The sequence below is a fragment of the Alsobacter sp. P4_H11 genome (genome assembly GCF_056400925.1).
The window spans coordinates 227,913-251,217 of the sequence record NZ_JBFUKI010000007.1; the positions used below are offsets into that span (position 1 = coordinate 227,913).

A 23,305-nucleotide genomic window follows, 5' to 3' on the forward strand; every position below is an offset into this window, starting at 1 on the left:
GGATTGCTTTCCCCTCCTGCCGGTGTGTCCCCGGCAGTTGCAATGAATATGAGGGGCCCCCAATGGGAAAACAAGAGCCACCCCCGGCGATGCAATCGGAAAAAGCAGAGCTGGATTTTGTCAATTGTAACAGCACGGTAAATATCGCGCCGTTCAAGCAGCCGCCCGGCCGTTAGGCCGGTTTCTACTTAGAGATCGCGGAGATAAGCCGCCGGCTTCTGGCCGAGGATTCGCCACGTGCCCGCCAAGCCGAGCACGATCGTCAGCGCGACGGCGCCGAGCGCGACCGATCCGGCCCCGGCCAGCGACCATTCGAGGCTGAGCTTCATAAGCTTCTCGACGATCCACCATGCCGCCGCCGTCCCGGCGAGCGTGCCGAAAACCGCCGTGGCCACGCCCAGGATGCCGTATTCCAGCAGAAACGCCGCAAGCAGCCGCCCACGCGTCGCGCCGAGCGTCTTCAGCACCACGGCGTCGTAAACGCGCGAGCGCCGCCCGGCCGCCAGCGCGCCCGCGAGAACCAGGATGCTGGCCGCCACCGCCACCGTGCTCGCGCCCCGGATCGCGAGCGCGAGCTGCCCGACGAGGTCGTTGATGGCGTCCAGCGCGTCCTTCACCCGCACGGTGGTGACGTTGGGGAAGTCCTTCGCCATGGCGGCCACCACGGCCTGCTCGCGCTCCTGCGGCGCGCCGCCCGGGAACGTCACGGTCGACAGATCCGAATGCGGCGCGCCCGCAAAGGCGGAGGGCGAGAACACCATCACGAAATTGATGCCGAGCGACTGCCACTCCACCCGGCGCAGGTTCGCAATCTTGGCGGTGATGTTGCGCCCGAGCACATTGACGGTGATCGGGTCGCCCACCGCGAGGTTGAGCCCCTTGGCGAGCTCGTCGTCGAACGACACCAGCGGCGGGCCCTTGTAGTCCGGCGCCCACCATTCGCCCGCGACGAGGCGTGAGCCGTCCGGCAGGGTCGTCGCATATGTGATGCCGCGGTCGCCCTCCAGCACCCAGGCGGCGTTCTCGGCAGCCTTCACCTCGGCGGCCGGCACGCCCTTGATCGAAACCACCCGGCCCCGCATCATCGGGACGCGCTCGATCTTGGCCCCCTGCGCCACCTGCCCGAGCAGGGCGTCGAACCGGTCGGCGTCCGACGACGGAATGTCGAGAAAGAAGAAGCTCGGCGCCCGCTCGGGCAACGAGCGCGTCAGCTGGCTGCGGATGGACGAATCCACCAGCGCGAGCGTGACCAGCAGTGTCACGCCGAGGCCGAGCGACAACGCCAGCGACGGCGTCAGCGCGCCCGGCCGGTGGATGTTCGCGATCGCAAGCCGTAGCTCGGCGCCCCTCGGCCGGGGCAGCCGGGCCGCCACCGTCATGATCAGCCACGCGACGCCGCGCAGCAACACGAAGGCCACCGCGGTGCCGATCACGGCGGCCAGCGCCACGCGCCGGTCGAAGCTGAGCAGGATGGCGAAGCCGGCCAAGGTGAGCACCGCGACCGCGAGCGCCACCACATAGCGCCTGCGCGGCCAGCGGCGGTCCGGCGCGACCTGGTCGCGAAACAGCCCGGACACCGAGATGTCGTGCACGCGGCTCAGCGGCCAGAGCGAGAACGCGATTGCGGTGAGCAGTCCGTAAAGCGCCCCGCCGGCCAGCTCGGACGGGTAGAGATGCGGATCGAGCGGGATCGGCAGCAGGCTGCGCAGGCTGGACGCCAGCACATACGGCAAGGCCGCCCCGATCCCGAGGCCGATCAGCACGCCGGCCAGCGCCAGCGCGACGATTTCGATCAGCGCGATCAGGAACACGCGGCCGCCCGTGGCGCCGACGCTCTTGAGAGTGGCGAGCGAAGCCCGCCGCCGGTCCACATAGGCCGCCACCGCGTTGGCGACGCCGACGCCGCCCACCACCAGGGCGGCGAGGCCCACCAACGTCAGAAACTGGCTGAACCGCTCGATGTTGCGCGCAAACTGCGGCGCGGCGTTCGCCCGCGAGCGCACGTCGAAGCCGGATTCCGGCAGCGCCTTGTTGATGCCGTCTGTCACCCGCGTGAGCGAGGCTTCGTCGGCTTGCGGCAGAATGAGCCTGTAGGACCAGCGCACGAGGCTGCCGGGCTGCAACAGTCCGGTGGCGCGCAGGGCGTCCTGCGACAGCAGCAGGCGCGGGCCGAACGAGATCCCGGCCGCCAGCTTGTCTGGCTCCGACTGCACGGCCGCGCGCAGGATCAGGCGGGCGTCGCCCAGCCGCACTTCAGCGCCCGGCTTCAGGTTGAGCCGCGTGAACAGCGCCGGATCGGCCGCCGCCCCATAGGCGTCGCCCTCGCGGCGGAACAGCGCGTCGGGCGCCATGGGCGGATCAAGCGCCAGTTCGCCCACCGAGGGGTACCCGCTGTCCGCGGCCTTGAGCTCCACCAACGCCGTGTTGGCGTCGCCCACCCGCACCATGGCTCGCATGGTGGCGACGCTGCTCACCCGGCCAACCGAGGCCAGATAGGCTTTCTCGGCGTCGGTCGCCTCACGCTGGAGAATGCTCGCCGCGAGATCGCCGCCCAGGATCGTGCGTCCCTGCCCGGCCAGCCCGTCGCCGAGCGACCGCGCCACCGAGCCCACGCCCGTGATGGCGGCGACCCCGAGCGCGATGCAGGCCAGGAAGATGCCGAAGCCCCGCAGCCCGCTGCGCAGATTGCGGAACGCCAGTCGGAAGGACACGAGCAGCTCGGCCCCGAAGGACTGTTGCGGCGGTTCGCGGCGGGCCGGGGAAGGAAGCGTGCCGTGCATCAGGCGCGGCCGCTACTGAGCGCTTCGCTGCGCTCGACGTCGATCACGCCGGAGCGCAGCGCGATCGTGCGGTCGCAGCGCCGGGCCAGCCCGGGGTCATGCGTCACCAGGATCAGCGTCGCGCCACGCTCGGTCTTCATGCGGAACAGGAGATCGACGATCTGCTGACCGGTGGCCTCGTCGAGATTGCCGGTCGGCTCATCGGCGACCAAGATGGCCGGATCGGGCGCGAGCGCCCGCGCCAGCGCCACGCGCTGCTGCTCGCCGCCGGACATCTCGGCCGGGTAATGCGTCAGGCGATGCCCGAGCCCCACCTGCTCCAGCTCGGCCTTGGCGCGCGCGAAAGCGTCAGCATGCCCGGCAAGCTCGAGCGGCACCGCGACGTTCTCGAGCGCCGTCATGGTGGGCAGCAGGTGGAAGGATTGAAACACGATGCCGACCCGCCGGCCGCGAAACCGCGCCAGCGCGTCTTCGTCCAGCGGTCCGAGGTCCTGCCCGTCGATGCGCACTACGCCGGCGTCCTGGCGCTCCAGCCCGGCCATCACCATCAGCAGTGTCGACTTGCCCGATCCGGACGGGCCGACCAGCCCGAGCGCCTCGCCCTTGCCGACCGCCAGGGACACGCCCTTCAGGATGTGCACCCTTGCGGCGCCCCGCCCCAGGCTCAGATCCACATTTTCGAGTTCGATCGCCTTGACCATGCCTGCGTCCATGCCGATGTCACGCCCATGACCGCCAGCACGCCTGTCTCCACGTTCGCCGCGACCGCTTCCCAATATGGGTGCTCGCCTCCCGCAGTCCAGCAGGCCCGGGCGTTTCGCCCCACCCGCCTGCCCGGCTTTCTCGCATTCCTCGGCGCATTCCTCATGCTTTTCAGTTTCGCCGCCCCCGTCTCGGCCCGGACGCTCCGCGTCGTCGCATTGGGCGACAGCCTTACGGCCGGCTACATGCTCCCTGGCGACGCGGCCTTTCCGGCGCAGCTCGAGAAGGCGTTGAAGGCCAAGGGCCTCGATGTTGAGATCGCCAATGCGGGCGTGTCGGGCGACACCGCCTCGCAGGGCCTCGCCCGGCTCGACTGGTCCGTGCCGGACGGAACCGACGCCGTGATCGTGGAGCTGGGCGCCAACGATGCGCTACGCGGCATCGACCCGGCGATCACCCGCAAGGCGCTGGACGAGATCCTCACCCGCCTCAAGGCGCGCGGCATCCCGGCCATGATCGCCGGCATGTACGCGCCCCGTAACATGGGGGCGGATTACATCCAGGCTTTCGACGGCCTCTTCCCGGCGCTCGCCGCCAAGCACGGCGCTCCGCTCTACCCGTTCTTTCTCGACGGCATCGCGGGCGACCGGCGCCTGAACCTCAACGATGGCCTCCATCCCAACCCCGAGGGCGTGAAGATCATCGTCCAGCGCATCGCCCCAAGCGTCGCGGCCTTTCTGGCCGGCGTGAAGCCGGGCGCCTGACGCCCAGCCGGTTCCCAATCGGACTCAACTCTCGCCGTCATCCCCGGCGGCGCGCAGCGCCGGGAAGGGGATCCAGAGCAAAGGCGCTCACTCCTGGATCCTTTTCCCAACCTGCTGCGCATGCCACCGGGGATAACGGCTGCGATACTCAGCCCAGCGCGCTCTGCATCAGCCGCGTCAGGCGCTGCGCGAAGGCGGCGGCGTCCACGGGAGGCTGGCCTTCGGCCGCGCGCGCCTGGTCCAGCAGCAGGAACGAGGCGTCCTCGATCATCGCCTTGTCGCCGCCGCCCTGCAGGCGCGCCGCGAGACTGGCCACGATGGCGTGGCGCGGGTTTACCTCCAGCACCGGCTTCGTGGCTTCCGAAAGCTTGCCATGCGCGGCCAGCAACCGCTCCAGGCCGCGGTCAGGCCCATGCTCGCCCGCCACGAGGCATGCGGCGCTCTCGGCGAGGCGCGTCGAGGGCCGCACGTCCGACACCGCGTCGCCGAGCGTCTGCTTCACGAAGGCCAGCAGGCTGGCGACATCCGCGCCCATGTCCTTGTCATCAGGCGCGGTTTCGCCCTCGGCCAGCGGCACGTTGGCGATGTCGGCCGAGCCCTGCGTCACCGATTTGAACGGCCTGCCCTCATAGCCGAGCGCGTTCTGCACCCAGAAGGCGTCGACCGGGTCGGACAGCAGCAGCACCTCGATGCCGCGCGCCCGGAAGCCTTCCAGATGCGGGCTGGCGGCCAGCCGCTTGGCGTCGTCGCCCACGAGATACCAGATGTCCGTCTGGTTCTCGCGCAGCTCCGCCACGTAGCTCTTCAGCGAGCGCCCGCCCTCGGGGTGCTTGGACGTCGCGAAGCGCGCGATGGAGAACAGTGCGTCGCGGCGCTCGTAGTCTTCGTACAGGCCTTCCTTCAGCACCGGCCCGAACGCCGTCCAGACCTTGCCGAAGAGCTCGGCGTCCTTCTCGGCCAGCTTGTCCAGCTCGGACAGGACACGGTTGGTCACGCCCTTGCGGATCGCCGCCAGGATGGGGCTTTCCTGGATCGTCTCGCGCGACAGGTTCAGCGGCAGATCGGCGCTGTCCACCACGCCCGACACGAAGCGCAGGTAGCCGGGCAGGATCTCGAGCTCGTCCGAGATGAACATTCGCCGCACATAGAGCTTCATCCGCCCCTTCCGGAGCGGGTCGAACAGCGCCAGCGGCGGCGTTGAGGGCACGAAGGCGAGCACGTTGTACTCGTGCCGTCCCTCCGCGCGGTAGTGGATGGTGAGCGCCGGCTCGTCGAACTGCGTCGCCACCGACTGGTAGAAGGACGTGTAGTCCTCCGCCGAAATATCGCTCTTGTTCTTGGTCCAGATCGCGGTTCCGTCCGCGATGCGGCGCTTCTCGGCGCCGGGCTTCTCGATCAGGTCCACCGGCACCGGCACCGCGCTGCCATGCTGGCGCACGATGCGCTCGGCCGTGTGCGGCTCCGCGTACTCCTCGCTGCCTTCGGAGAGATGCAGGACGACCCGAGTGCCGCGCACCGGCGCGTCGGCCTCGCCGGCGGGCTCGATCGTGTAGGCGCCCTGCCCGTCCGACGACCATCTCCAGGCCTCGGCGGAGCCCGCCTTGCGGGTCAGCACGTCGACGCTCCGGGCCACCATGAAGGCCGAGTAGAAGCCTACGCCGAACTGGCCGATGAGGTTTGAGCCCTCGGCCTTTTCGCCCAGCTGCTCCAGGAACGCCCGCGTGCCGGACCGCGCGATGGTGCCGAGCGCCTCGACGAGGTCGGAATGGCTCATGCCGACGCCGTTGTCCGACACCGTCAGGGTCTTGCCCTCCGGGTCGCACGCGATGGTGACGCCGAGCTCGGTGTCGTCCCCCAGCAGCGCGCCGTCCTGCAGCGCCAGAGTGCGCAGCTTCTCGCAGGCGTCGGCGCCGTTTGCGACCAATTCGCGCAGGAAGATGTCCCGGTCCGAATAGACCGAGTGCACCATGAGGTGCAGCAGGCGGGAAACGTCGGCCTCGAAGGCGCGGCTTTCGCTCTTGGGGGCGGAGGTATCGGGAGCAACGGCGTCGACCACGGGTCGCCTCTTGGTTTTGGCGGGCGTGGGCCCGCGCGGGATTGCCGGGAGCGGCCAAGGTTCGGCCGCCGCGTGCCGATATCGCGAGCCTGACGGGGGATTTCAAGCGCTTCGCGCGACGGAGGCCCAAAAAGAGAAGGGCCGCCTTGCGGCGGCCCTAGGACAGGGAACTGAAATGGTGGGCCCGAGCCCCGAACGCCGGGGGGCTGGGGGGCTGATCGATCCGGACGAACCAGGCTCGGGCCCGAGGCAACGCATAGGGTTATCTACGCCGTTCGGGGCCGGCGAATGTTCGTATCAAGGAAATATCATGGCGAACATCACGCGCCCGAGATGTGGAATTGATCGGCGCCGGGTCGGCGCCGCACCGCGGCGAATCCGAGCGTTTCACCCCGCGAGGAACCGTGCCAGACTGGCCCGTGACAGTTCGGCGACGCCCCGCCGAACAGCACAGGAGGCATGATGAGCGAGGCAGACCTGTCGGATCCGCAAAGCGCATCGAGGACGCGGGAGGCCCCGGGGGCCGGCGTCCTTGGCTTCCCGGGAACGATGCAGGTCGTGTTCGACAGGCACGAGCTGCGCGCGTTGTTCGACGCTTATGGCCGCAAGGTGGCCGAAGGCGAGTGGCGCGACTACTCGATCGATTTCTTGAAGGAGAAAGCGGTGTTCTGCGTGTATCGCCGCTCGGGCGAATATCCGCTGTACCGCATCGAGAAAACCCCAAAGCTCGCCCGCAAGCAGGGCGCCTACGCGGTGATCGCGGCCGGCGGGCTGATCCTGAAGCGCGGCCACGATCTCCCGCGCGTGCTCGCGGTGCTCGAAAAGCCGGTGCGTCTGGTGGTCGGATAAGGGCCCGACGTCAACGCTTACGCGGCCGTGAGCCCGCCATCCACCGGCAGCGCCGCTCCGGTCACGAAGGCGCTCTCGGGGCCGCAGAGCATCAGCATCGCGCTCACGATTTCGTCCACGCTGGCGAGCCGGCGCATCGGGATCGCGCCGATGACCCGCTCCAGCGCGGCGTCAGCGCCGCCGCGCATCTGCGCGAGTTCGTCCTTCACCATGGCGGTGTCCGCGAAGGACGGGCAGATCGCGTTCACGCGGATGTTCTTGCGGGCGTATTCGAGGGCGGCCGTCTTCGTCAGTCCGATCACGCCGTGCTTGGCGGCAGCGTAGACCGAGAGCAGCGGCGCGCCGACCAGCCCGGCGACGGACGCCACGTTCAGAATGACGCCGCCGCCCTGCCGCTCCATGGCGGGCAACTGATGCTTCAGGGCGAAGAAGACGCCCAGGAGGTCCACGGCGATCACCCTCTCGGCCTGGCTCGCCTCGATGTCGGGGAGCTTCAGATAAGGGTGCGCCACCCCGGCGTTATTCAGCGCGACGTCCAGCCGCCCGTAGGCGCCGACGGCGGCCTGCACGAGCCGCTGCGCGGTTGCTTCCTCGGCGACGTTGCCGGCCTGCGCAACGACATCCGCGCCGCCCTTGCGCAGATCCGCCGCCACGGCGTCGAGCCGCGCCGCGTCGATGTCCGAGATCACCAGCCGCGCGCCCTCGGCGGCGAAGCGCTCGGCCGCGCGTCGGCCGAAGCCGCCCGCCGCGCCCGTGATCAGCACGGCTTGTCCGGCGAACCGCATCAGCCTTTCGCCTCCACGAGATCGCACGCCATCTGGGCGAGCAGCGGCACGGCCTTGCCCATCTTGAGCCCGCGCTCGGGGTTGGAGCCGTTGCCGTCCAGCGCCCGCTTCAGCACGCCTTGCAGGATCGCGGCGAGGCGGAAGAAGCTGAAGGCGAGGCAGAACGTCCAGGTCGGGATGCCATCGATCCCCATGCGGGCGCAATAGTTCGCCACATAGGCTTCCTCGGTCGGCAGCCCCAGCGCCGCGCGGTCCACGCCCGCGAGCCCTCGGAAATCGCCCTCATGCGGCAGGCGCCACTGCATGCACTGGTAGGCGAGGTCCGAGAAGGGATGCCCCAGCGTCGACAGCTCCCAGTCGATGATGGCGAGGAGCTTCGGCCCGTCCGGCGCGAAGATCATGTTGTCGATGCGGTAGTCGCCATGCACCAGCGACACGCGCCCGTAGTCCGGCGGGCGGTTGGCCCCGAGCCAGGCGATCAACCGGTCCATCGCCGGGACAGGCTGGGTCTCGGACGCGCGATATTGATCGGACCAGCGCGACACCTGCCGGGCGTAGTAGTCGCCGGGTCGGCCAAAGTCCGCCAGCCCCACGGCCTGCACGTCCACGGAGTGGAGCGCCGCCAGCGCGGCGTTCATGGCGTCGTAAACGGCGGCCCGCTCGGCCGGGTTCGAGTCCGGCATCGCCGGATCCCAGAACACGCGCCCGCGCACCTCCGCCATCACGTAGAACATCGTGCCCAGCACCGAATCGTCCGTGCACAGCGCCATCGCGCGCGGGACGGGAACGTCCGTCCGCGCCAGCGCGCTGATGACCCGGAACTCCCGGTCCACCGCGTGCGCCGACTTCAGCAGCAGCCCGGGCGGCTTGCGGCGCAGCACGTAGCCGCCGGACGGAGAGCTGATCCGGAAGGTCGGGTTAGACTGTCCGCCCGGAAACTTCTCGGCCGTCAGCGGCCCGCGGAAACCCGGGACATGCGCCTCCATCCAGCCCAGCAGCGCCGCCTCGTCCAGCGCCGAGACGGCGGCGGCCGGCTGCGCGCCGGACATGTCAGGCGCCCTCGTTGGTGTAGCGCTTCAGCTCCGCCTTCGCGACCACCCGCCGGTGCACGGCGTCCGGCCCGTCGGCGAGCCGCAGCGTGCGCAGATGCGTCCACATGCGGGCTAGCGGGAAATCCTGGCTGATGCCGGCCGCGCCGTGCATCTGCACGGCCTCGTCGGTGATCTTCAGCGCGATGCGGGGCGCCACGACCTTGATCTGCGAAATCCAGGGCGCGGCGGCGCGCGTGCCGACAGTGTCCATCATGTAGGCGGCCTTGAGGCACAGGAGCCGCGCCATTTCGATCTCCATGCGGCTTTCCGCGATGATGTCGTAGTTGGCGCCGAGGTCGACCAGCTTCTTGCCGAAGGCCGTGCGCGCGTTGGCGCGGCGGCACAGCGCCTCCAGGGCGCGCTCCGCCTGCCCGATCGCCCGCATGCAATGGTGGATGCGCCCCGGCCCGAGGCGGCCCTGCGCGACCTCGAACCCGCGTCCGCGCCCGTGCACAAGGTTCTCGGCCGGAACCCGCACGTTCTCGAACAGGATGTGCATGTGGCCATGCGGGGCGTCGTCCTCGCCATAGACTTGCATGGGCCGCAGCACGGTCACGCCCGGCGTGCCGGCCGGCACCAGGATCATGGAATGGCGCTTGTGCTTGTCGGCCCCGGCGTCCGTCAGGCACATCACGATGTAGATCTTGCAGCGCGGATCGCCCGCGCCGGACGCCCACCACTTCTCGCCGTTCAGCACCCACTCGTCGCCCTCGAGCCGGGCCTCAAGCGCGATGTTGGTGGCGTCCGACGAGGCCACGCCGGGCTCGGTCATCAGGTAGGCGGAGCGGATCTCGCCCTTCAGCAGCGGCGCGAGCCAGCGGTCCTTCTGCGCCTGCGTACCGTAGCGCTCGAACACCTCCATGTTGCCCGTGTCCGGGGCCGAGCAGTTAAAGGTCTCGGCGCCGAGCGGCGACTTGCCCATCTCCTCGGCCAGGTAGGCGTATTCGACCGTCGTGAGCCCGTAGCCGCGCTCGGAATCCGTGAGCCAGAAGTTCCAGAGCCCGCGCTCGCGCGCCTTGGCCTTCAGCCCGTTCAGGATCTCGAGCTGTCGGGGCGTGTGCTTGAAGCGGTCGCCGGCCTTGCCGACCTCCTCCTCGAACTCACGCTCCAGCGGAATGCATTCGTCCTGCACCATGGCGCGGACCTGCTCCAGCAAGGGCCGAAGCTTCTCGGTGACCCCGAGATTCATGACGCCGACGACAGGCTGACCGAGCGACATGGCGCTTTTCCCTTCAATCCAGATTTTCAGGCGATCTCGAACAAGCCGGCAGCGCCCATGCCGCCGCCCACGCACATGGTCACCACCACGTAGCGGGCGCCGCGGCGCTTGCCCTCGATCAGCGCATGCCCGGTCATGCGGGCGCCCGACATGCCGTACGGGTGGCCGATTGAGATCGCGCCGCCGTTGACGTTGAGCTTGTCGTCCGGGATGCCGAGCCGGTCGCGGCAATACAGCACCTGCACGGCGAAGGCCTCGTTGAGCTCCCAGAGCCCGATTTCGTCCACCGTCAGCCCGTGCTGCTTCAGGAGCTTCGGCACGGCGAACACGGGCCCGATGCCCATCTCGTCCGGGTCGCAGCCGGCCACCGCCATGCCGCGATAAATTCCGAGCGGCTGCAAGCCCCGGCGCTCCGCCTCGCGCGCTTCCATCAGCACGCTGGCCGAGGCGCCGTCCGAGAGCTGCGAGGCGTTGCCGGCGGTGATGAACTTTCCTTCGCGGATGCGCTGGCCGTCCTTGAACACCGGCTTCAGCGCGCCGAGTTGCTCGGCCGTGGTGCCGGGGCGGTTGCCCTCGTCCTTGGCGAGCCGCGTTTCCACGGACGACACCGCTCCGGTCGCCTTGTCCTGCACGATCATGCTGCTCGGCATCGAGACGATCTCGGCGTCGAAGCGCCCCGCCGCCTGCGCGTCGGCCGTGCGGGACTGCGACTGCGCCGCATAGGCGTCCTGCGCGTCGCGGCTGACGCCGTAGCGCTCGGCCACCACCTCGGCGGTTTCCAGCATGCTCATGTAGAGCGCCGGCATGCGCTCCACGAGCCAGGGATCCTGGGCGCGGTAGCGGTTCGCGTGCTCGTTCTGGCAGAGCGAAATGGACTCCAGCCCGCCCCCCACCGTCACTGTCATACCGTCCGCGACGATCTGCTTGGCCGCGATCGCGATCGCCATGAGGCCGGAGGCGCATTGCCGGTCCACGCTCATGCCGGCCACGGAGGTCGGCAGCCCGGCCCGCATGGCCGCCTGCCGGGCGATGTTCATGGTGGTGGAGCCCTGCTGCAGGGCCGCCCCCATGATCACGTCGTCGACCTCGGCCGGGTCGATGCCGGCCCGGCTCACCGCCGACGCAATGGCGTGGCCGCCCAGCGCCTGCGCCTGCGTGTCATTGAACGCGCCCCGATAGGCTTTGCCGATCGGTGTGCGCGCCGTCGAGACGATCACGGCTTCCCGCATGGTGTTTCTCCCTATCGGCTCGCCTGGAGGTCGACGCCCTTGTGCTTGGCCGCCATCCTGACGAACTTGTCCGTTTGGTGAAAGGCTTCGGTGAGCACGCTCTCGTTGGCCGGATCCGAGATCGCCGCGAAATGCGCCGCGACGCCCTCCGGCGTCCGCTCGGCCTCGTCGAGGTAAACGCCCTCGGTCTCGGTGATCACCGTCTGGGCGAACACGCCCGCGCCGGCGCCCAGGATGGTGCGCGACGGCGCCACGTCCGACACCAGGTAGAGCACGCCGGGCGTGATGAATTCCGGCCGCAGCAGCTCCAGCGCCTCGGGCGACATCAACTGCTCGGTCATGCGCGTCGCCGCCGTGGGGGCGAGCGTGTTGACCCGGATGTCGTGCTTGCGGCCTTCCAGGTGCAGCACGTTCATGAGGCCGACCATCGAGGCCTTGGCGGCGCCGTAGTTCGACTGCCCGAAATTGCCGTAGAGGCCCGACGACGACGACGTGAAGACGATGCGGCCGTAGTTCTGCTGGCGCATGGTGTCCCACACGGCCTTGGTGCAATGGACGGAGCCCATCAGGTGCACCTCGACGACCTTGCGGAAGTCGTCCATCTCCATCTTCGCGAAGGTCCGGTCGCGCAGGATCCCGGCGTTGTTGACCAGGATGTCGACCCGTCCCCAGCGGGCCAGCACCGCGCCGACCGCAGCCGTCACGGCCGCGAAATCGGTGACGTCCACCGCGCACGCCATGGCTTCGCCGCCGGCCGCCTCGATTTCGGCGACGACCTGCTCGGCCGCGGTCGCGGACCCGCCGGAGCCGTCCAGCGCTCCGCCCATGTCGAGCACCGCCACCTTGGCGCCGCGCTCGGCCAATCCGAGCGCGTGGCTGCGGCCAAGGCCTGCCCCGGCGCCGGTCACGATCGCGACCCGTCCGTCGAACCTGATCGTCATCGATCCTCTCCTCAGCCCAGCACGCGCAGGGTCAGCCAATCGGCCACGATGGCGGGCTTCGCCTGACCGTCGATCTCCACCGTCGCGCTCACGCGCAGCATCAGCTCCGTCGGCGTGCGCTCGGTGATCTCCGTCAGCGCAAAGCGGCCGCGCACGCGTGAGCCCGGCCGCACCGGGCTCACGAAGCGCAGGCGCTCGAAGCCGTAGTTCACGCCCATCGCCGACCCTTCCAGCGACGGCACCGCGTCGTACGCCATGACGCTCAGCATCGAGAGCGTCAGGAAGCCATGCGCGACCGTGCCGCCGAACGGGGTCTCGGCCGCCCGCGCCGGATCGATGTGAATGAACTGGCGATCATGCGTGAGGTCGGCGAAGCGGTTCACCATCTCCTGCGTGATCTCGACCCACGCCGAGACGCCGATCTCCTGCCCGACGAGCGCCTTGTAGTCCGCAAGCGAGATGGCGCGGCGCGGCCCCGCCGAGGGCAGTTCCGCCTGCGTCATCACTCGACCTCGAACAGCTTGTGCCCGCCTTCCACCGCGACGCCGCCGTCCAGCGGCAGGATAGCGCCAGTCGTGTAGGCGCCGCCGCGGCCGCACAGGAACAACAGCGCCCCCGCGATGTCGCTCGGGCGACCGATGCGGCCCATCGGCACCGTGGCGGCCGTTTTGGCGCGCGCTTCTTCCTCGGCGGTCGCAAACGCCATCATCCGGCTCGGGAAGGGGCCGGGCGCGAAGGCGTTCACGGTGATTTGCCGCCCGGCGAACTCGCGCGCCAGGATCTTGGTGAGGTGGTGCACGGCCGCCTTGGAGGCCGAGTAGGAGTACGGTCCCTCGCCCATCGGGGCCGAGCCCATCACGGAGCCGAGGTTGACGACCCTGGCGGGCTCGTCCGCCGTCGCCGCGGCGGTCAGCTCCGGCAGGAGCTCGCGCGTGAGCGTGAACAGGCCGGCCACGTTCACCGAGAACACGCCCTCCCAGGCTTTCCACGGAAACGTGCCCATCGGCTCGCCCCAGGTCTTGCCGGCGTTGTTGACCAGAATGTCCAGGCGCCCGCCGACGCGGTTCTTGACCTCGGCCGCCAGCGCCATCACGCCGGCCTCCGTGCCGACATCGCCCGCGAACCCTTCGCAATGGCCGGCGGCCCCAAGCGCGTTCAGCTCCGCGGCCGTGGCCTCACACGCCTCGCCCTTGCGCGACGCGATCAGCACCCGCGCGCCGGCCCTCACCAGCGCTTCGGCGCACATGCGGCCGATGCCGGTGGCGCCGCCTGTCACGAGGGCAGTCTTGCCCGCTGCCGAGAAAAGAGACTCCAGATAATCCATAGGGCGTCCTCCCGGGTGTGTGACGGCGGGCTGGCGCAACCGCCAACATACCGAGTAGTATGCAGCCTGACGCGGCGCTGTCCAGTGCTTAGGATGATGCGGCCGCAGCAACGCCGATGGAAGCCGAACGCCCATGAAGCCGCGAGACGCACAGCATTCCGAACGCCCGGCGCGGGTGAACGACACCGCGCAGCGCCGCGACGAGATCCTCGTAGCGGCGGCGGAGTGCTTCATGATCAACGGCTTCGAGGCCACCTCGATCGACATGATCGCGCGCCGGATGGGAGCCACCAAGGGGCTGATCTACCATCACTTTCCCGCCAAGGCGGATCTGTTCTTCGCCGTGATCGAACACGGCATGGATCTGTGCTTCCAGGCTGCGCGGCCGGCCGCCGAAGGCCCCGGCGATGGCGCAGCGAGGCTGCGCGCGGTGCTGGAAGCGCATGCGCTCACGATGATGGAGAGCGTGGCGTTTCAGAAAGTGAACACGCAGGGCGTCGAGATGCACATGCACGGCGCCAGCACGCCCGACCAGCGCGCCATGCTGGCCCATCTGACGCAACGCCGCGACGCCTTCGAGGCCCTGATCGGGGACGTGCTGGAGGCGGGATCGCGCGACGGCAGCATCGCGCCCTGCGACGTGCGGCTCACCGTCAAGGCGCTGCTGGGAGCGCTGAACTGGATGACAATCTGGTATCGCCCCAGGGCGGGCGACGAGCGTGCCGGTCGCCAGGCCATTGCCCGGACGCTGGCCGACACGCTCCTGAACGGCGTCGTGCGACGAGAATAGCCGAAAAGGACGCTGGAGCGGGCGACCTGCGCAAGGAGGTCGAGCCCAGCTCCAGGCCGCGGCGCCGCGGCGGAGGGGAACCGCGACGCCGATGGGCCGGCAGGTTGTTCGGACTAACGGTCCGCCTTCGCGCCCGTGGACTTCAGGGTGAGATAGCGCTGCGTCACGGCGTCGACGTTCTCGTCGATCCACTTCGCCATCGCGAGTTCTTCGTTGAGCGACTGCTGCAGAACCTGGGCTTCCTGGCTGAATCCGCCCGCCTGCGCCATGGCGATCAGCGACCGGTACGACGCGATCTCGAAGTTTTCGAAAGCCAGGTTTGCAAAGGTGTTCTTCAGGATTTCGTCATCCGCCGCCGCGTGCGTGATCGCCGCCATGTTGCCCATGAACTGGGTCGCCATGTCCTTCAGCACCGAGCGGCTTTCGTCGAACCGGGCGAGAAGCTGGTCGATGCGCTCTTCCTGCGCGTTGGTTTCGTCGAGATGTTGGCGCAAACGCTGGGCCACGTCCGGATAGCTCTCGACCCGCTCGAGCTGCCGCTCGATCATCTGGCGGGCCTGCTTTTCCACCGCGTGCACGTTGCGCAGGCCGGTGACGAACTCGGATCGAATCGTGTCGGCGATGCCTTCCGTCATGCTCATGGGTGTCTCCAGAAGAGTTGCAGAAGATTGAAATGAGAGGTCGGCTAACGGCCGGCCGCTCGGCGTTGTTCCCCTCGCGGGGGCGCCGTGCGCAATGGCGCGCTACGCTGCTTCGGCGCGCACGCCGCCTCTCAGCGTATCGCGGCCAGCACGCCCGCCGCCGCGATGCTGAGGGCCGCGACGCCCAGCACCGCATAGCGGCCGCGTTGGCCGAGATAGCTCCACGCAATGTCGACCGCGAAGGCGAGGCTGGCCAGCACGGCCACCGCCACAAGCCCCAACGAGAGCGTAAAGCCGGTCACGCCAACCTCCCGATCGATCGCAGACGCGCCACTACTGCCCCGGCGCGGCCGGCATGGGCGGCGACACCGAGGAGCCTGGCGACGAAGCCGATCCGGGCGCGTTGGCGGGCGGCGGGACATCCGCATTGGGGCTCGTGCCGACCGCCTGGCGCGGCGCGGGCGGCGGCGCCTTCGGCGCGTGGGAGAACATTGTCGGAATGACGCCCGCGATCACGAGCGCGGCGGCCAGCAGAGCGAAGCCGACAGCCCACTTCACAGGGCTGCGCATCCTGCGCCCGGGATCGCTGTCACGTGGACCCATCGAGGTTCTCCTTCATGATTTCAAACGAAAGCCGGCGGGCGCGCCGTGGCGCGCAACGCCCCCTCGGCGCTCAGGCCGAGCCGGCCGTTCGGGCCGTCGCGGCGATCCGCCGGGCGGCTTCCACGCCCTGGGGGAAGCCCGTCCGGTCGGCGAACTTTCGCCGGTCGCCCGCGCCATTGCGGCCATGCGCCACCTTCGTGGCCTTGGCGGCCGCGATGTCGAGCACCGTCACGCCGACCACCATCGCGATCGCGAGCGCGACGTTGTCCCGCCGCCGGTTGCCGGGCCGCACCAGCCCCACCACGAGGGTCGCGAGGTCGAGCCCGTCGCCCGCCACGCGGCTCGCCAAGCCGAGGTGCTTTTCGGTCGAGAGCGTCATCACGCCCGCCGCGAGCTCGCGCGCGCCGTAAGCGCGCACAAGCGGCTCCATGCCGTGCATGCCGAGCGCGCGGGTGAACTTGCGGGGGGCCAGGAACTCCGCAAGGCCCAGCCCGATGCTGAACCAGCCCAGCCCACGCGTGAGCTTGTCGGCCATCGTCAACGAGCTTGGGCCGCTGCGCAGGATCTTGGGGTCGCCCTCGGGGCGAACGAGGTTGCTGATAGGGAACATGGGGGCAGCCTCCGGTTTCAGGGCTTCAGCACGACCTTGATGCAGTCGTCCTGCTTGTCGCGGAAGGTCTTGTACATTTCGGGCCCGTCCTCGAGCCGCACCGTGTGGGTGATCACGAAAGAGGGGTCGATCTGGCCTTCCTCGATCCGCCGCAGCAGATCGGACGTCCACCGCTTCACGTGCGTCTGGCCGGTCCGGAACGTGATGCCCTTGTTCATCGCCATGCCGAACGGGATCTTGTCGATGAGACCGCTATAGACGCCTGGGATCGAGATCACGCCGGCGCCGCGGCACACATAGATCATCTCGCGCAGCACGTGCGGCCGGTCGTTCTCCAACATCAGGAGCTGCTTGCCGCGATCGTAGATCGTGTCCGGCAGCGACATGGTCACATGGCTCTCCATGCCGACGCAGTCGATGCACTTCTCCGGCCCCTTGCCGCCGGTGAGCTCGTTGAGACGCTCGATCACGCTCTCCTCGAGGAAGTTGATCGTGATCGCGCCGCCGGCCTCCGCCATCCCGAGACGCTCGGGAACGCAGTCGATCGCCACCACCTGCTTGGCGCCGAGCAGGATCGCGCTGCGGATCGCCATCTGGCCGACGGGGCCGCAGCCCCAGATCGCCACCGTGTCGGTGGGCTCGATGTCGCACTGCGCGGCGGCCTGCCAGCCGGTCGGGAAGATGTCGCTGAGGAACAGCAGCTTCTCGTCAGGGATTCCGTCCGGCACCTTGATATGGGTCGAATCCGCGAAGGGCACGCGCAGGTACTCGGCCTGCCCGCCCGGGTAACCGCCCGTCAGGTGCGTGTAGCCGAACAGCCCCGCGGTGGCGTGGCCGAAGGCCTTGTCGGCCAGGTTCTTGTTGCGGTTGCTGCGCTCGCAAACCGAGAAGTTGCCGCGCCGGCACTGCTCGCACTCGCCGCAGGTAATCGTGAACGGAACCACGACCCGGTCGCCCTTCTTGAGCGTCCCCGCCGCGGCCGGGCCGACCTCCACCACCTCGCCCATGGTCTCATGGCCCATGATGTCGCCGGGCATCATGGCGGGAATGAAATTGTGGAAGAGATGCAGGTCCGAGCCGCAGATGGCGCAGCTCGTCACCTTGATGATGGCGTCGCGGGAGTCCTGGATCTCCGGGTCAGACACGCTGTCGCAGCGAATGTCTTCCTTACCGTGCCAGACAAGGGCTTTCATGGGCGGCTCCTCTTGGGGCGCCCAACGAACCGGACCTCGATGTCGGCCTGCGGCATGCACGACAAGCCGCGCGCAAAATCCTGAACGAAGGGCAATAGACGCATGGGCCGGAAATGACCCATGCCGCCCAACGTTCCGGCAAAACGGAAACCGCACGCTTTGGGACGGGCCCGAGGCGCGAACCGCGCCCGGGAACTTCCCGCCTCACGCCGCGCGCGGCGGTCCGAACTGCGCGACACGCAGGATCTCGTCCACAAGCCGCTGCGACGCCAGCGCCTCGGCGCCGGTGACCACCGGTTGGCGGCCTGTCCCAATCGCGTCGAGGAAGTCCGCGATGACGGCGCGGTGAGCGTCGTGCGGGAAATCCATGATGTTCGCGCCGCTGCCCGTGCTGCCCTCGGCTTCGACGGTCTCGGTGCGGCCATCCACGAAGGAGAGTTGCAGGCGCCCGCCCACCAGCGAGGCGAAGCCGTTCTGGCCGATGATCTCGACCCGCTCCGGATAGCCGGGCGGCGCCGCCGTGGTGGTCATCAGGGTAGCGGGCGAGCCGTTCGCGGTCTCGAGCAGGGCCGAGACGTAGTCCTCGGTCTCCATGTGATGCAGCGCCGTGGTGCGCGCCTGGGCGGCGATTACCCGCGACACGCCGACGAGAGACCGGAACAGGTCGAGGGAGTGAATCGCCTGCGTGAGCAGCACGCCGCCGCCGTCGCGCGCATAGGTTCCGCGGCCCGGCTCGTCGTAGTAGCTCTGCGGCCGCCACCACGGCACCGACAAGGAGGCCGCCTGGATGGGCCCGAGCTCCCCGCCGTCCAGCGCGGCCCGGAGGCGCAGGCTGGCGGGCCGGAAGCGATGCTGCAGAACGACGCCCAGCGTACGGCCGGTTCGCTCGGCCGCCGCCACCAGCTCGGCCCCGCGCGCGCTGGTGAGCTCGATCGGCTTTTCCACCAGCACGTGCTTGCCGGCCTCCAGGCAGCGCACCGACACGTCCCGGTGGCTGCTCGGCGGCGTCAGCACGATCACGGCGTCCACGCCCGGGTCGGCCAGCACGGCGTCGAAATCCGTCGTTACCCGGAATGGAAACTGTTGCGCAAAGGCGTCCGCCCGCTCCTGCGAGCGGCTCACCGCCCAGCGAACCTCCGCCCTGTCCTGCAGATCGAGCAGGCTCTTGGAATGCGGCAGCGACGCCGGCCCGAGCCCCACGATGGCGACGCCGGTCTTGCTCATGCGAGATCTCCAGAACGGGATTGCGCCGGGCGCCCAGCGGCGGGCTCCAGCCGCACGGCCTTGGCCTGCGCCTCCAGGGCGAGCCGGCAGACGGTGAACACGTGCCGCTGCGGCGCGGCGGTTTCGGTGCGGTCCGCCACGTCGCGGACGAGGTCGCGGAAATAGAGCAGCGGCTCGCCCGAGGCGTCGATGTGGCGCATACCGGCCTTGTCGACCAAGAACACGTGGTCGGTCCCGGGCCGCCCGGCGATGTCGACATATTTGCGCAGCTCGATCGTGCCTTCCGCGCCCAGAATGGTGAGCCGCCCGTCGCCCCAGGTCGGCAGGCCGTCGGCCGTGAACCAGTCCACCCGCACATAGCCGCCGGCCCGGTCGCTGCGCAGCAGCACCTCGCCGAAATCCTCGAAACTCGGCAGGTCCGGCCCGCCGAAATGCCCCGTCGCGGACGCCACGATCGCGGCGTCCGTCGAGCCCGTGAAATGGAGAAACTGGTCGATCTGGTGCGACGCGATGTCGGTCAGGATCCCGCCGAACCGCGCCTTGTCGAAGAACCAGTCCGGCCGGATCGCCCGGTTGAGCCGGTGCGGCCCGAGCCCGATCGTCTGCACCACCCGGCCGATCGCCCCATCGGCGATCAGCTTGCCGGCCACGATCGTGGCCGGGACAATGAAACGCTCGGAAAAGCACACCGAGAAGATCCGGCCCGTTTCGGCCGCCGCGGCCTCCACGTCGGCAAGCTGCGCCGCCGTGGTGACGCCGGGCTTGTCCACCATCACGTCCTTGCCGGCCCGCATGGCGCGGACCGCCAGCGCGGCGCGGTCGGCCGGAACGGCCGCGCACACGATCATGTCCACCGAGACGTCGTCCAGCAAAGCCTCGCGGCTCGCCTCCCGCAACTCCGGGAAGCGCTCGCGGAAGCCCGCCAGGACGCGCGGATCGCTTGTCTGCGGGTCGAAGCCGGCGCATGTCGCGCCGGCCTCCAGAAGGCCGCCCACCATGTGGAAGATGTGCCGGTGGTCCAGCCCGATCGCGGCGAACCGCATCAGTTCGGCGCCCCGTGGCCGACGCCGATCTCCTGGTCCCAGCGCCGGAAGGCGGCGACCAGGCGCTCGGGCGTCAGCGGCGGCCGCGTCGGCGTCTTGGCGATCAGGTCGTCATACATCGGTCTGCCGTACTCCTTCAGCACGTCGCGGCTTTCCTGCGGAGCCATCGCGAGCGTCACGCCCTTGATGGCCGGGCCCGGGTAGAAATAGCCCTTGTCGTAGGTGGCCGACTGCGCCTCCGGCTTCAGCATGTAGGCCATGAGGGCCAGCAGCGCCGGCAGCTTGGCTTCCGCCGTGCCCTTCGGGATGCACATGAACTGCGTGTCCGGAATCCAGTGCGTGTTGGCGAGCACGAAGACCTCGGCCTCCTTGGGCACGATGCCGAGCGCGCGCGGGTTGATGTCCCACCCGAAGGTCGAGACGATCACGTCGCGGGTGCCCTCGCCGAGCTCCTTCATGGTCGGCGTCGTGCCGCCCGGGTAGTAGTCGATGCCCGTGCCGAGCTCCTTCAGATAGGCCCAGGTCTTGTCCCAACCCTTCATGGGATCGGACGGGTCCGCGTCGTTCAGGATGTAGGGAAGCCCCTGCAGGAAGGTCCAGCCCGGCCCGGAGTTCACCGGCCGCGCATAGGTGAAGCGCTTCGGGTTCTGCTTCACATAGGCCAGGAACTCCTCCGCCGTCTTCGGCACGGTCTTGAGCCGGTCAGGCGCATATTCGAACAGCGGCCCGGAGGGCGAATACACCACCGCGACGCCTTCGTTCTGGCCAAAGTTGCGCTGCATCATCAGCGCCTGCTCGTGATAAACCTCCTCGGCCTTGGGCAGCTCGGACGCACGCGACTTCCACACGTCGATCCACAGCCCCTGCTGGATTCCGTCCGACATGGCGCCGGGCCCGGTGAGCACGAGGTCGATGTCGACGCGGTTCGCCTGCTGCTGAGCTTTCAGCTTGGCCGGCAGCTCGGGCGACGGCGCCCGCGTGAAGGTGGCGCGCGAGATGAGCTTGGGGTTCTCGCGCACGAACCGCTCGATCGCGGCCTGCGTCAGCTGCAGATTGCCGGCGACGTCCACGATGCTGAGCTGCACCGGCGCGCCGGCCGTCTGTCCGAAAGCGCCTGTCGCCTGCAAGGCCGCAAGCCCGGCCGCTCCGCCGAGCACGCGGCGGCGTGTGAGATTGGTCATGGTTCCTCCCCGAAACACCGGGCCGTCTGATGCGGCCATTTGAGCCCGCCCGACCATGCAAAACGGTCGCGCGGGCGCGCCCCGGCGGAAACCGAAACGCCCGCCATCCTGACCGAACCCCGGGGTGATGCAACCGCCGTTTGCGAGACCTCTCGCAATGGAGGCGAGCGGCCTGCGCGCGGGACGCGCCGGTCGTGCGCGCAACAAAAAACCCCAGGCTTTCGCACTGGGGTTTCTCGCGGCCCGGAGGCCGAAATGGTGGTGCGCTATGCCGCGCCATGGAGCGCGCTGGACGGCAAACCCCTAGGGAAGCCGGCTGCAACTGGCTGCACTCGGCTTCTGATTGTCTCGAACCGAGCGCCGAGGCGGCTGCAGAACACTTTGGCCACGGACGGGCGCGAAGGAGGCCGAGGTCCGCCCGCAGCGCCTTTCAGCAGCCGAGAGATTAATTCAAATGCGGCAGCGCGGCGCAGCGCTGAACGCGATCAGAACGGAGAAAGGTCATTAACGCGAATAACGGCGCCACGCCGCCTCCTTCGTCTCGCGGCGCGTCCGGCGCGGGTTGCTTGACGAAAGCCTTGTCGCGTCCTTTGAATCGCACAAACGCCAGCAACTCGGCTAAGCTCGCGGGATGCGGCGCAATCACACGGCGCCGTCGCCCGATTGCGCGCTTCTTTCCGCGAGGACGCCGTGAGCCCCGACATGAGCCCCGACCTGCAAAACCTGCTCCTCGTCTACGCCACCTACATCGTGGCGGCTGGGAGCCCGGGTCCGAGCAACATGCGGATCATGGCGACCGCGATGAACGCAGGCCGTCGCTCCGCCCTGATACTGGCGGCCGGCGTCCTGACGGGCGCGCTTTTCTGGGGATTGATGGCCGCCACCAGCCTGTCGGCGCTACTGGTGAGCTATGCGGGAGCCATGCACGCCCTGAAGGTGATATGCGGGCTCTACCTCCTGTTCCTGGCCTACAAGGCGGCCCGAGCGGCCGCGACCCCCGACGCGCAATCCGCCGCGATGGCTAGCCCAAATCCGGAGCCCTTCGGACGGCTCTACCGACGCGGGCTCCTGATGCACCTCACCAACACCAAAGCGGTTCTCGGATGGGTGGCGCTGATGACGCTCGGGCTCGGCCACGATGCGTCCTGGCGTTCAGTCGCTGTCATTCTGGCGGGGTGCGCCGTATTGGGCGCGGTGATCTTCAGCGGTTACGCGGTGGTGTTCTCGTCGGCCGCGATGGTGAGCCTGTACCGCAAGGCACGCCGCTGGATCGAAGGCGCCCTCGCGGGTTTCTTCGCGCTCGCGGGCGGCAGCCTGCTCCTCTCCAGAGGCTAGGAATCGAGTGACGGCTGAACGCCGGCTGCCTTCGCGACAGCTTCCAGATTGCGGCGGTGGACAGGCTCATAGGCGTCGAAGTACCGGATCCCGCCTGCGGCCAGTTCGGGCGCGATGAAGACCTCGAGCGAGACCTGATCCTCCGAGTCGGCGCTTCGGGCCGCTGACAGCAGGCGGCGCACATAGGCCCGGTTGGCGGCGATCAGGCGTCCGTCATAGCCACCGGCCGCGATCACGTGTTCGTCGCCATGGTTGGGCAGAATGCAGGCCGGCGCGAGGGCCTCCAGGGCGTCGAGCCCGGCTAGGTGCGCTTCAAGCCGGCCTGCCTCCGCCACATAGGTGACCGGGTCCTCCAGCGTATCGCCCGCCAGTAGAACCTTGGCGTGCGGCATCCACGCGACCGTTCCGTCGATGCTGTGCGAATCGATCTGCATCAGCTGGACCTTGAGCGATCCGACGGTGAGCTCGAGTACGCCATCAAAGATCCTGGTGGGGAGAACCAGCGGCGAAATAGCCGGGAGCCCCGATTGCAGGCCAGCCTCGATCTTGTTGCGCTTATCGCGCAGCAGGCGGTCCGTAAGCCTGTTCGCGACGATTGAGCAATCCGCGAACGCCGCATTGCCGGCCACATGGTCGAGGTGCCAGTGGCTGAGCACGAGCGTGATCCGGTGGACCCCCTCGCGCTGGAGCGCCCTTCGCACCGCGGCGGCGTGGTCGAGCGTGATATGGGCGTCGTAGACGAGCGCCTCGGGGCCATCCACGATGGCGTAGCTCGCCGTCCCGAGCACGTAGGCGCCATCGTCGACCCAGTTCGCATGCGGCCCCATGAGACGCTTCCCGGGAACGCGGCCATCATAGAAGGCCAGCACGCCGGGAGTTGGACGGTGGATACGCAGGCCGGCAGCCAGATCGGACATGGTCGTTCTCTTTCCATCGAGGTTCGGG

At 69.0% G+C, this 23,305-nt stretch carries 23 protein-coding genes; 4 read left to right on the top strand and 19 right to left on the bottom strand.

Going from position 1 to position 23,305, the window contains the following annotated elements; genetic code table 11:
* Positions 1–188: 188 nt before the first annotated feature.
* Both AC1DSZ_RS14495 and AC1DSZ_RS14500 read right to left on the bottom strand, forming a co-directional pair.
* On the bottom strand, positions 189–2,780 hold the full coding sequence (locus AC1DSZ_RS14495; protein ID WP_476839048.1) for an ABC transporter permease: 2,592 nt from the start codon (positions 2,778–2,780) through the stop codon (positions 189–191).
* The gene (locus tag AC1DSZ_RS14500) at positions 2,780–3,481 is read right to left on the bottom strand and encodes an ABC transporter ATP-binding protein (protein WP_476839049.1); all 702 of its coding nucleotides are present in this window, start codon (positions 3,479–3,481) and stop codon (positions 2,780–2,782) included. The genes AC1DSZ_RS14495 and AC1DSZ_RS14500 overlap by 1 nt, the downstream gene beginning before the upstream one ends.
* Positions 3,482–3,646: 165 nt before the next feature.
* On the opposite strand from AC1DSZ_RS14500, the gene AC1DSZ_RS14505 reads away from it, so the two are divergent.
* Positions 3,647–4,246, top strand: a complete 600-nt coding sequence (locus AC1DSZ_RS14505; RefSeq protein ID WP_476839167.1) for an arylesterase — start codon at positions 3,647–3,649, stop codon at positions 4,244–4,246.
* Positions 4,247–4,394: 148 nt separating this feature from the next.
* Here the strand turns inward: AC1DSZ_RS14505 and htpG are convergent, their stop codons facing one another.
* Positions 4,395–6,302 (bottom strand): molecular chaperone HtpG, encoded by a 1,908-nt coding sequence (htpG, locus tag AC1DSZ_RS14510; protein WP_476839050.1) that lies wholly within the window; start codon positions 6,300–6,302, stop codon positions 4,395–4,397.
* A 462-nt stretch (positions 6,303–6,764) separates the two neighbouring features.
* On the opposite strand from htpG, the gene AC1DSZ_RS14515 reads away from it, so the two are divergent.
* A complete protein-coding gene (locus tag AC1DSZ_RS14515) occupies positions 6,765–7,151 on the top strand; it encodes a DUF2794 domain-containing protein (RefSeq protein WP_476839051.1) in 387 nt (128 codons plus the stop codon).
* A 17-nt stretch (positions 7,152–7,168) separates the two neighbouring features.
* On the opposite strand, the gene AC1DSZ_RS14520 is transcribed toward AC1DSZ_RS14515, so the two are convergent.
* Genes AC1DSZ_RS14520 through AC1DSZ_RS14550 form a run of 7 tightly spaced genes read right to left on the bottom strand, consistent with a single transcriptional unit; the run spans position 7,169 to position 13,740 of the window.
* Entirely contained in the window at positions 7,169–7,936 is a 768-nt protein-coding gene (locus AC1DSZ_RS14520) for an SDR family NAD(P)-dependent oxidoreductase (protein WP_476839052.1), read from the bottom strand.
* Complete coding sequence (locus AC1DSZ_RS14525) at positions 7,936–8,985, bottom strand: phosphotransferase (RefSeq protein WP_476839053.1); 1,050 nt, start codon at positions 8,983–8,985, stop codon at positions 7,936–7,938. The genes AC1DSZ_RS14520 and AC1DSZ_RS14525 overlap by 1 nt, the downstream gene beginning before the upstream one ends.
* Position 8,986: 1 nt before the next feature.
* Complete coding sequence (locus AC1DSZ_RS14530) at positions 8,987–10,216, bottom strand: acyl-CoA dehydrogenase family protein (RefSeq protein ID WP_476839168.1); 1,230 nt, start codon at positions 10,214–10,216, stop codon at positions 8,987–8,989.
* A 56-nt stretch (positions 10,217–10,272) separates the two neighbouring features.
* Positions 10,273–11,475, bottom strand: a complete 1,203-nt coding sequence (locus AC1DSZ_RS14535; RefSeq protein ID WP_476839054.1) for an acetyl-CoA C-acyltransferase — start codon at positions 11,473–11,475, stop codon at positions 10,273–10,275.
* 11 nt (positions 11,476–11,486) lie between these two features.
* Positions 11,487–12,416, bottom strand: coding sequence for an SDR family NAD(P)-dependent oxidoreductase (locus AC1DSZ_RS14540; protein ID WP_476839055.1), 930 nt, complete (start codon positions 12,414–12,416; stop codon positions 11,487–11,489).
* A gap of 11 nt (positions 12,417–12,427) precedes the next feature.
* Positions 12,428–12,919, bottom strand: coding sequence for a MaoC family dehydratase (locus AC1DSZ_RS14545; protein WP_476839056.1), 492 nt, complete (start codon positions 12,917–12,919; stop codon positions 12,428–12,430).
* Complete coding sequence (locus AC1DSZ_RS14550) at positions 12,919–13,740, bottom strand: SDR family oxidoreductase (RefSeq protein WP_476839057.1); 822 nt, start codon at positions 13,738–13,740, stop codon at positions 12,919–12,921. The genes AC1DSZ_RS14545 and AC1DSZ_RS14550 overlap by 1 nt, the downstream gene beginning before the upstream one ends.
* 133 nt (positions 13,741–13,873) lie before the next feature.
* Between AC1DSZ_RS14550 and AC1DSZ_RS14555 the strand changes: the two genes are divergently transcribed.
* Positions 13,874–14,530: a TetR-type transcription factor C-terminal domain-containing protein gene (locus AC1DSZ_RS14555; protein WP_476839058.1), complete on the top strand. Its 657-nt coding sequence runs from the start codon at positions 13,874–13,876 to the stop codon at positions 14,528–14,530.
* Positions 14,531–14,643: 113 nt separating this feature from the next.
* Here AC1DSZ_RS14555 and AC1DSZ_RS14560 read toward each other — a convergent pair whose 3' ends face one another.
* The 8 genes from AC1DSZ_RS14560 to AC1DSZ_RS14595 form a co-directional block, all read right to left on the bottom strand.
* A complete protein-coding gene (locus tag AC1DSZ_RS14560; RefSeq protein WP_476839059.1) occupies positions 14,644–15,171 on the bottom strand; it encodes a ferritin-like domain-containing protein in 528 nt (175 codons plus the stop codon).
* Positions 15,172–15,302: 131 nt separating this feature from the next.
* On the bottom strand, positions 15,303–15,473 hold the full coding sequence (locus AC1DSZ_RS14565) for a hypothetical protein (RefSeq protein ID WP_476839060.1): 171 nt from the start codon (positions 15,471–15,473) through the stop codon (positions 15,303–15,305).
* 31 nt (positions 15,474–15,504) lie between these two features.
* A complete protein-coding gene (locus AC1DSZ_RS14570) occupies positions 15,505–15,774 on the bottom strand; it encodes a hypothetical protein (protein WP_476839061.1) in 270 nt (89 codons plus the stop codon).
* A 70-nt stretch (positions 15,775–15,844) separates the two neighbouring features.
* Positions 15,845–16,384, bottom strand: a complete 540-nt coding sequence (locus AC1DSZ_RS14575; protein WP_476839062.1) for a hypothetical protein — start codon at positions 16,382–16,384, stop codon at positions 15,845–15,847.
* Positions 16,385–16,401: 17 nt separating this feature from the next.
* Positions 16,402–17,577 (bottom strand): zinc-dependent alcohol dehydrogenase, encoded by a 1,176-nt coding sequence (locus AC1DSZ_RS14580; RefSeq protein WP_476839063.1) that lies wholly within the window; start codon positions 17,575–17,577, stop codon positions 16,402–16,404.
* A gap of 204 nt (positions 17,578–17,781) precedes the next feature.
* Positions 17,782–18,801, bottom strand: coding sequence for a Gfo/Idh/MocA family protein (locus AC1DSZ_RS14585; RefSeq protein WP_476839064.1), 1,020 nt, complete (start codon positions 18,799–18,801; stop codon positions 17,782–17,784).
* Positions 18,798–19,847: a Gfo/Idh/MocA family protein gene (locus tag AC1DSZ_RS14590; RefSeq protein ID WP_476839169.1), complete on the bottom strand. Its 1,050-nt coding sequence runs from the start codon at positions 19,845–19,847 to the stop codon at positions 18,798–18,800. The genes AC1DSZ_RS14585 and AC1DSZ_RS14590 overlap by 4 nt, the downstream gene beginning before the upstream one ends.
* Positions 19,844–21,025, bottom strand: coding sequence for an extracellular solute-binding protein (locus AC1DSZ_RS14595; protein WP_476839065.1), 1,182 nt, complete (start codon positions 21,023–21,025; stop codon positions 19,844–19,846). The genes AC1DSZ_RS14590 and AC1DSZ_RS14595 overlap by 4 nt, the downstream gene beginning before the upstream one ends.
* Positions 21,026–21,727: 702 nt before the next feature.
* Between AC1DSZ_RS14595 and AC1DSZ_RS14600 the strand changes: the two genes are divergently transcribed.
* A complete protein-coding gene (locus AC1DSZ_RS14600) occupies positions 21,728–22,360 on the top strand; it encodes a LysE family translocator (RefSeq protein WP_476839170.1) in 633 nt (210 codons plus the stop codon).
* Here the strand turns inward: AC1DSZ_RS14600 and AC1DSZ_RS14605 are convergent.
* On the bottom strand, positions 22,357–23,277 hold the full coding sequence (locus AC1DSZ_RS14605) for an MBL fold metallo-hydrolase (protein WP_476839066.1): 921 nt from the start codon (positions 23,275–23,277) through the stop codon (positions 22,357–22,359). The two genes, AC1DSZ_RS14600 and AC1DSZ_RS14605, sit on opposite strands and share 4 nt — an antisense overlap.
* Between the last annotated feature and the right edge of the window lie 28 nt (positions 23,278–23,305).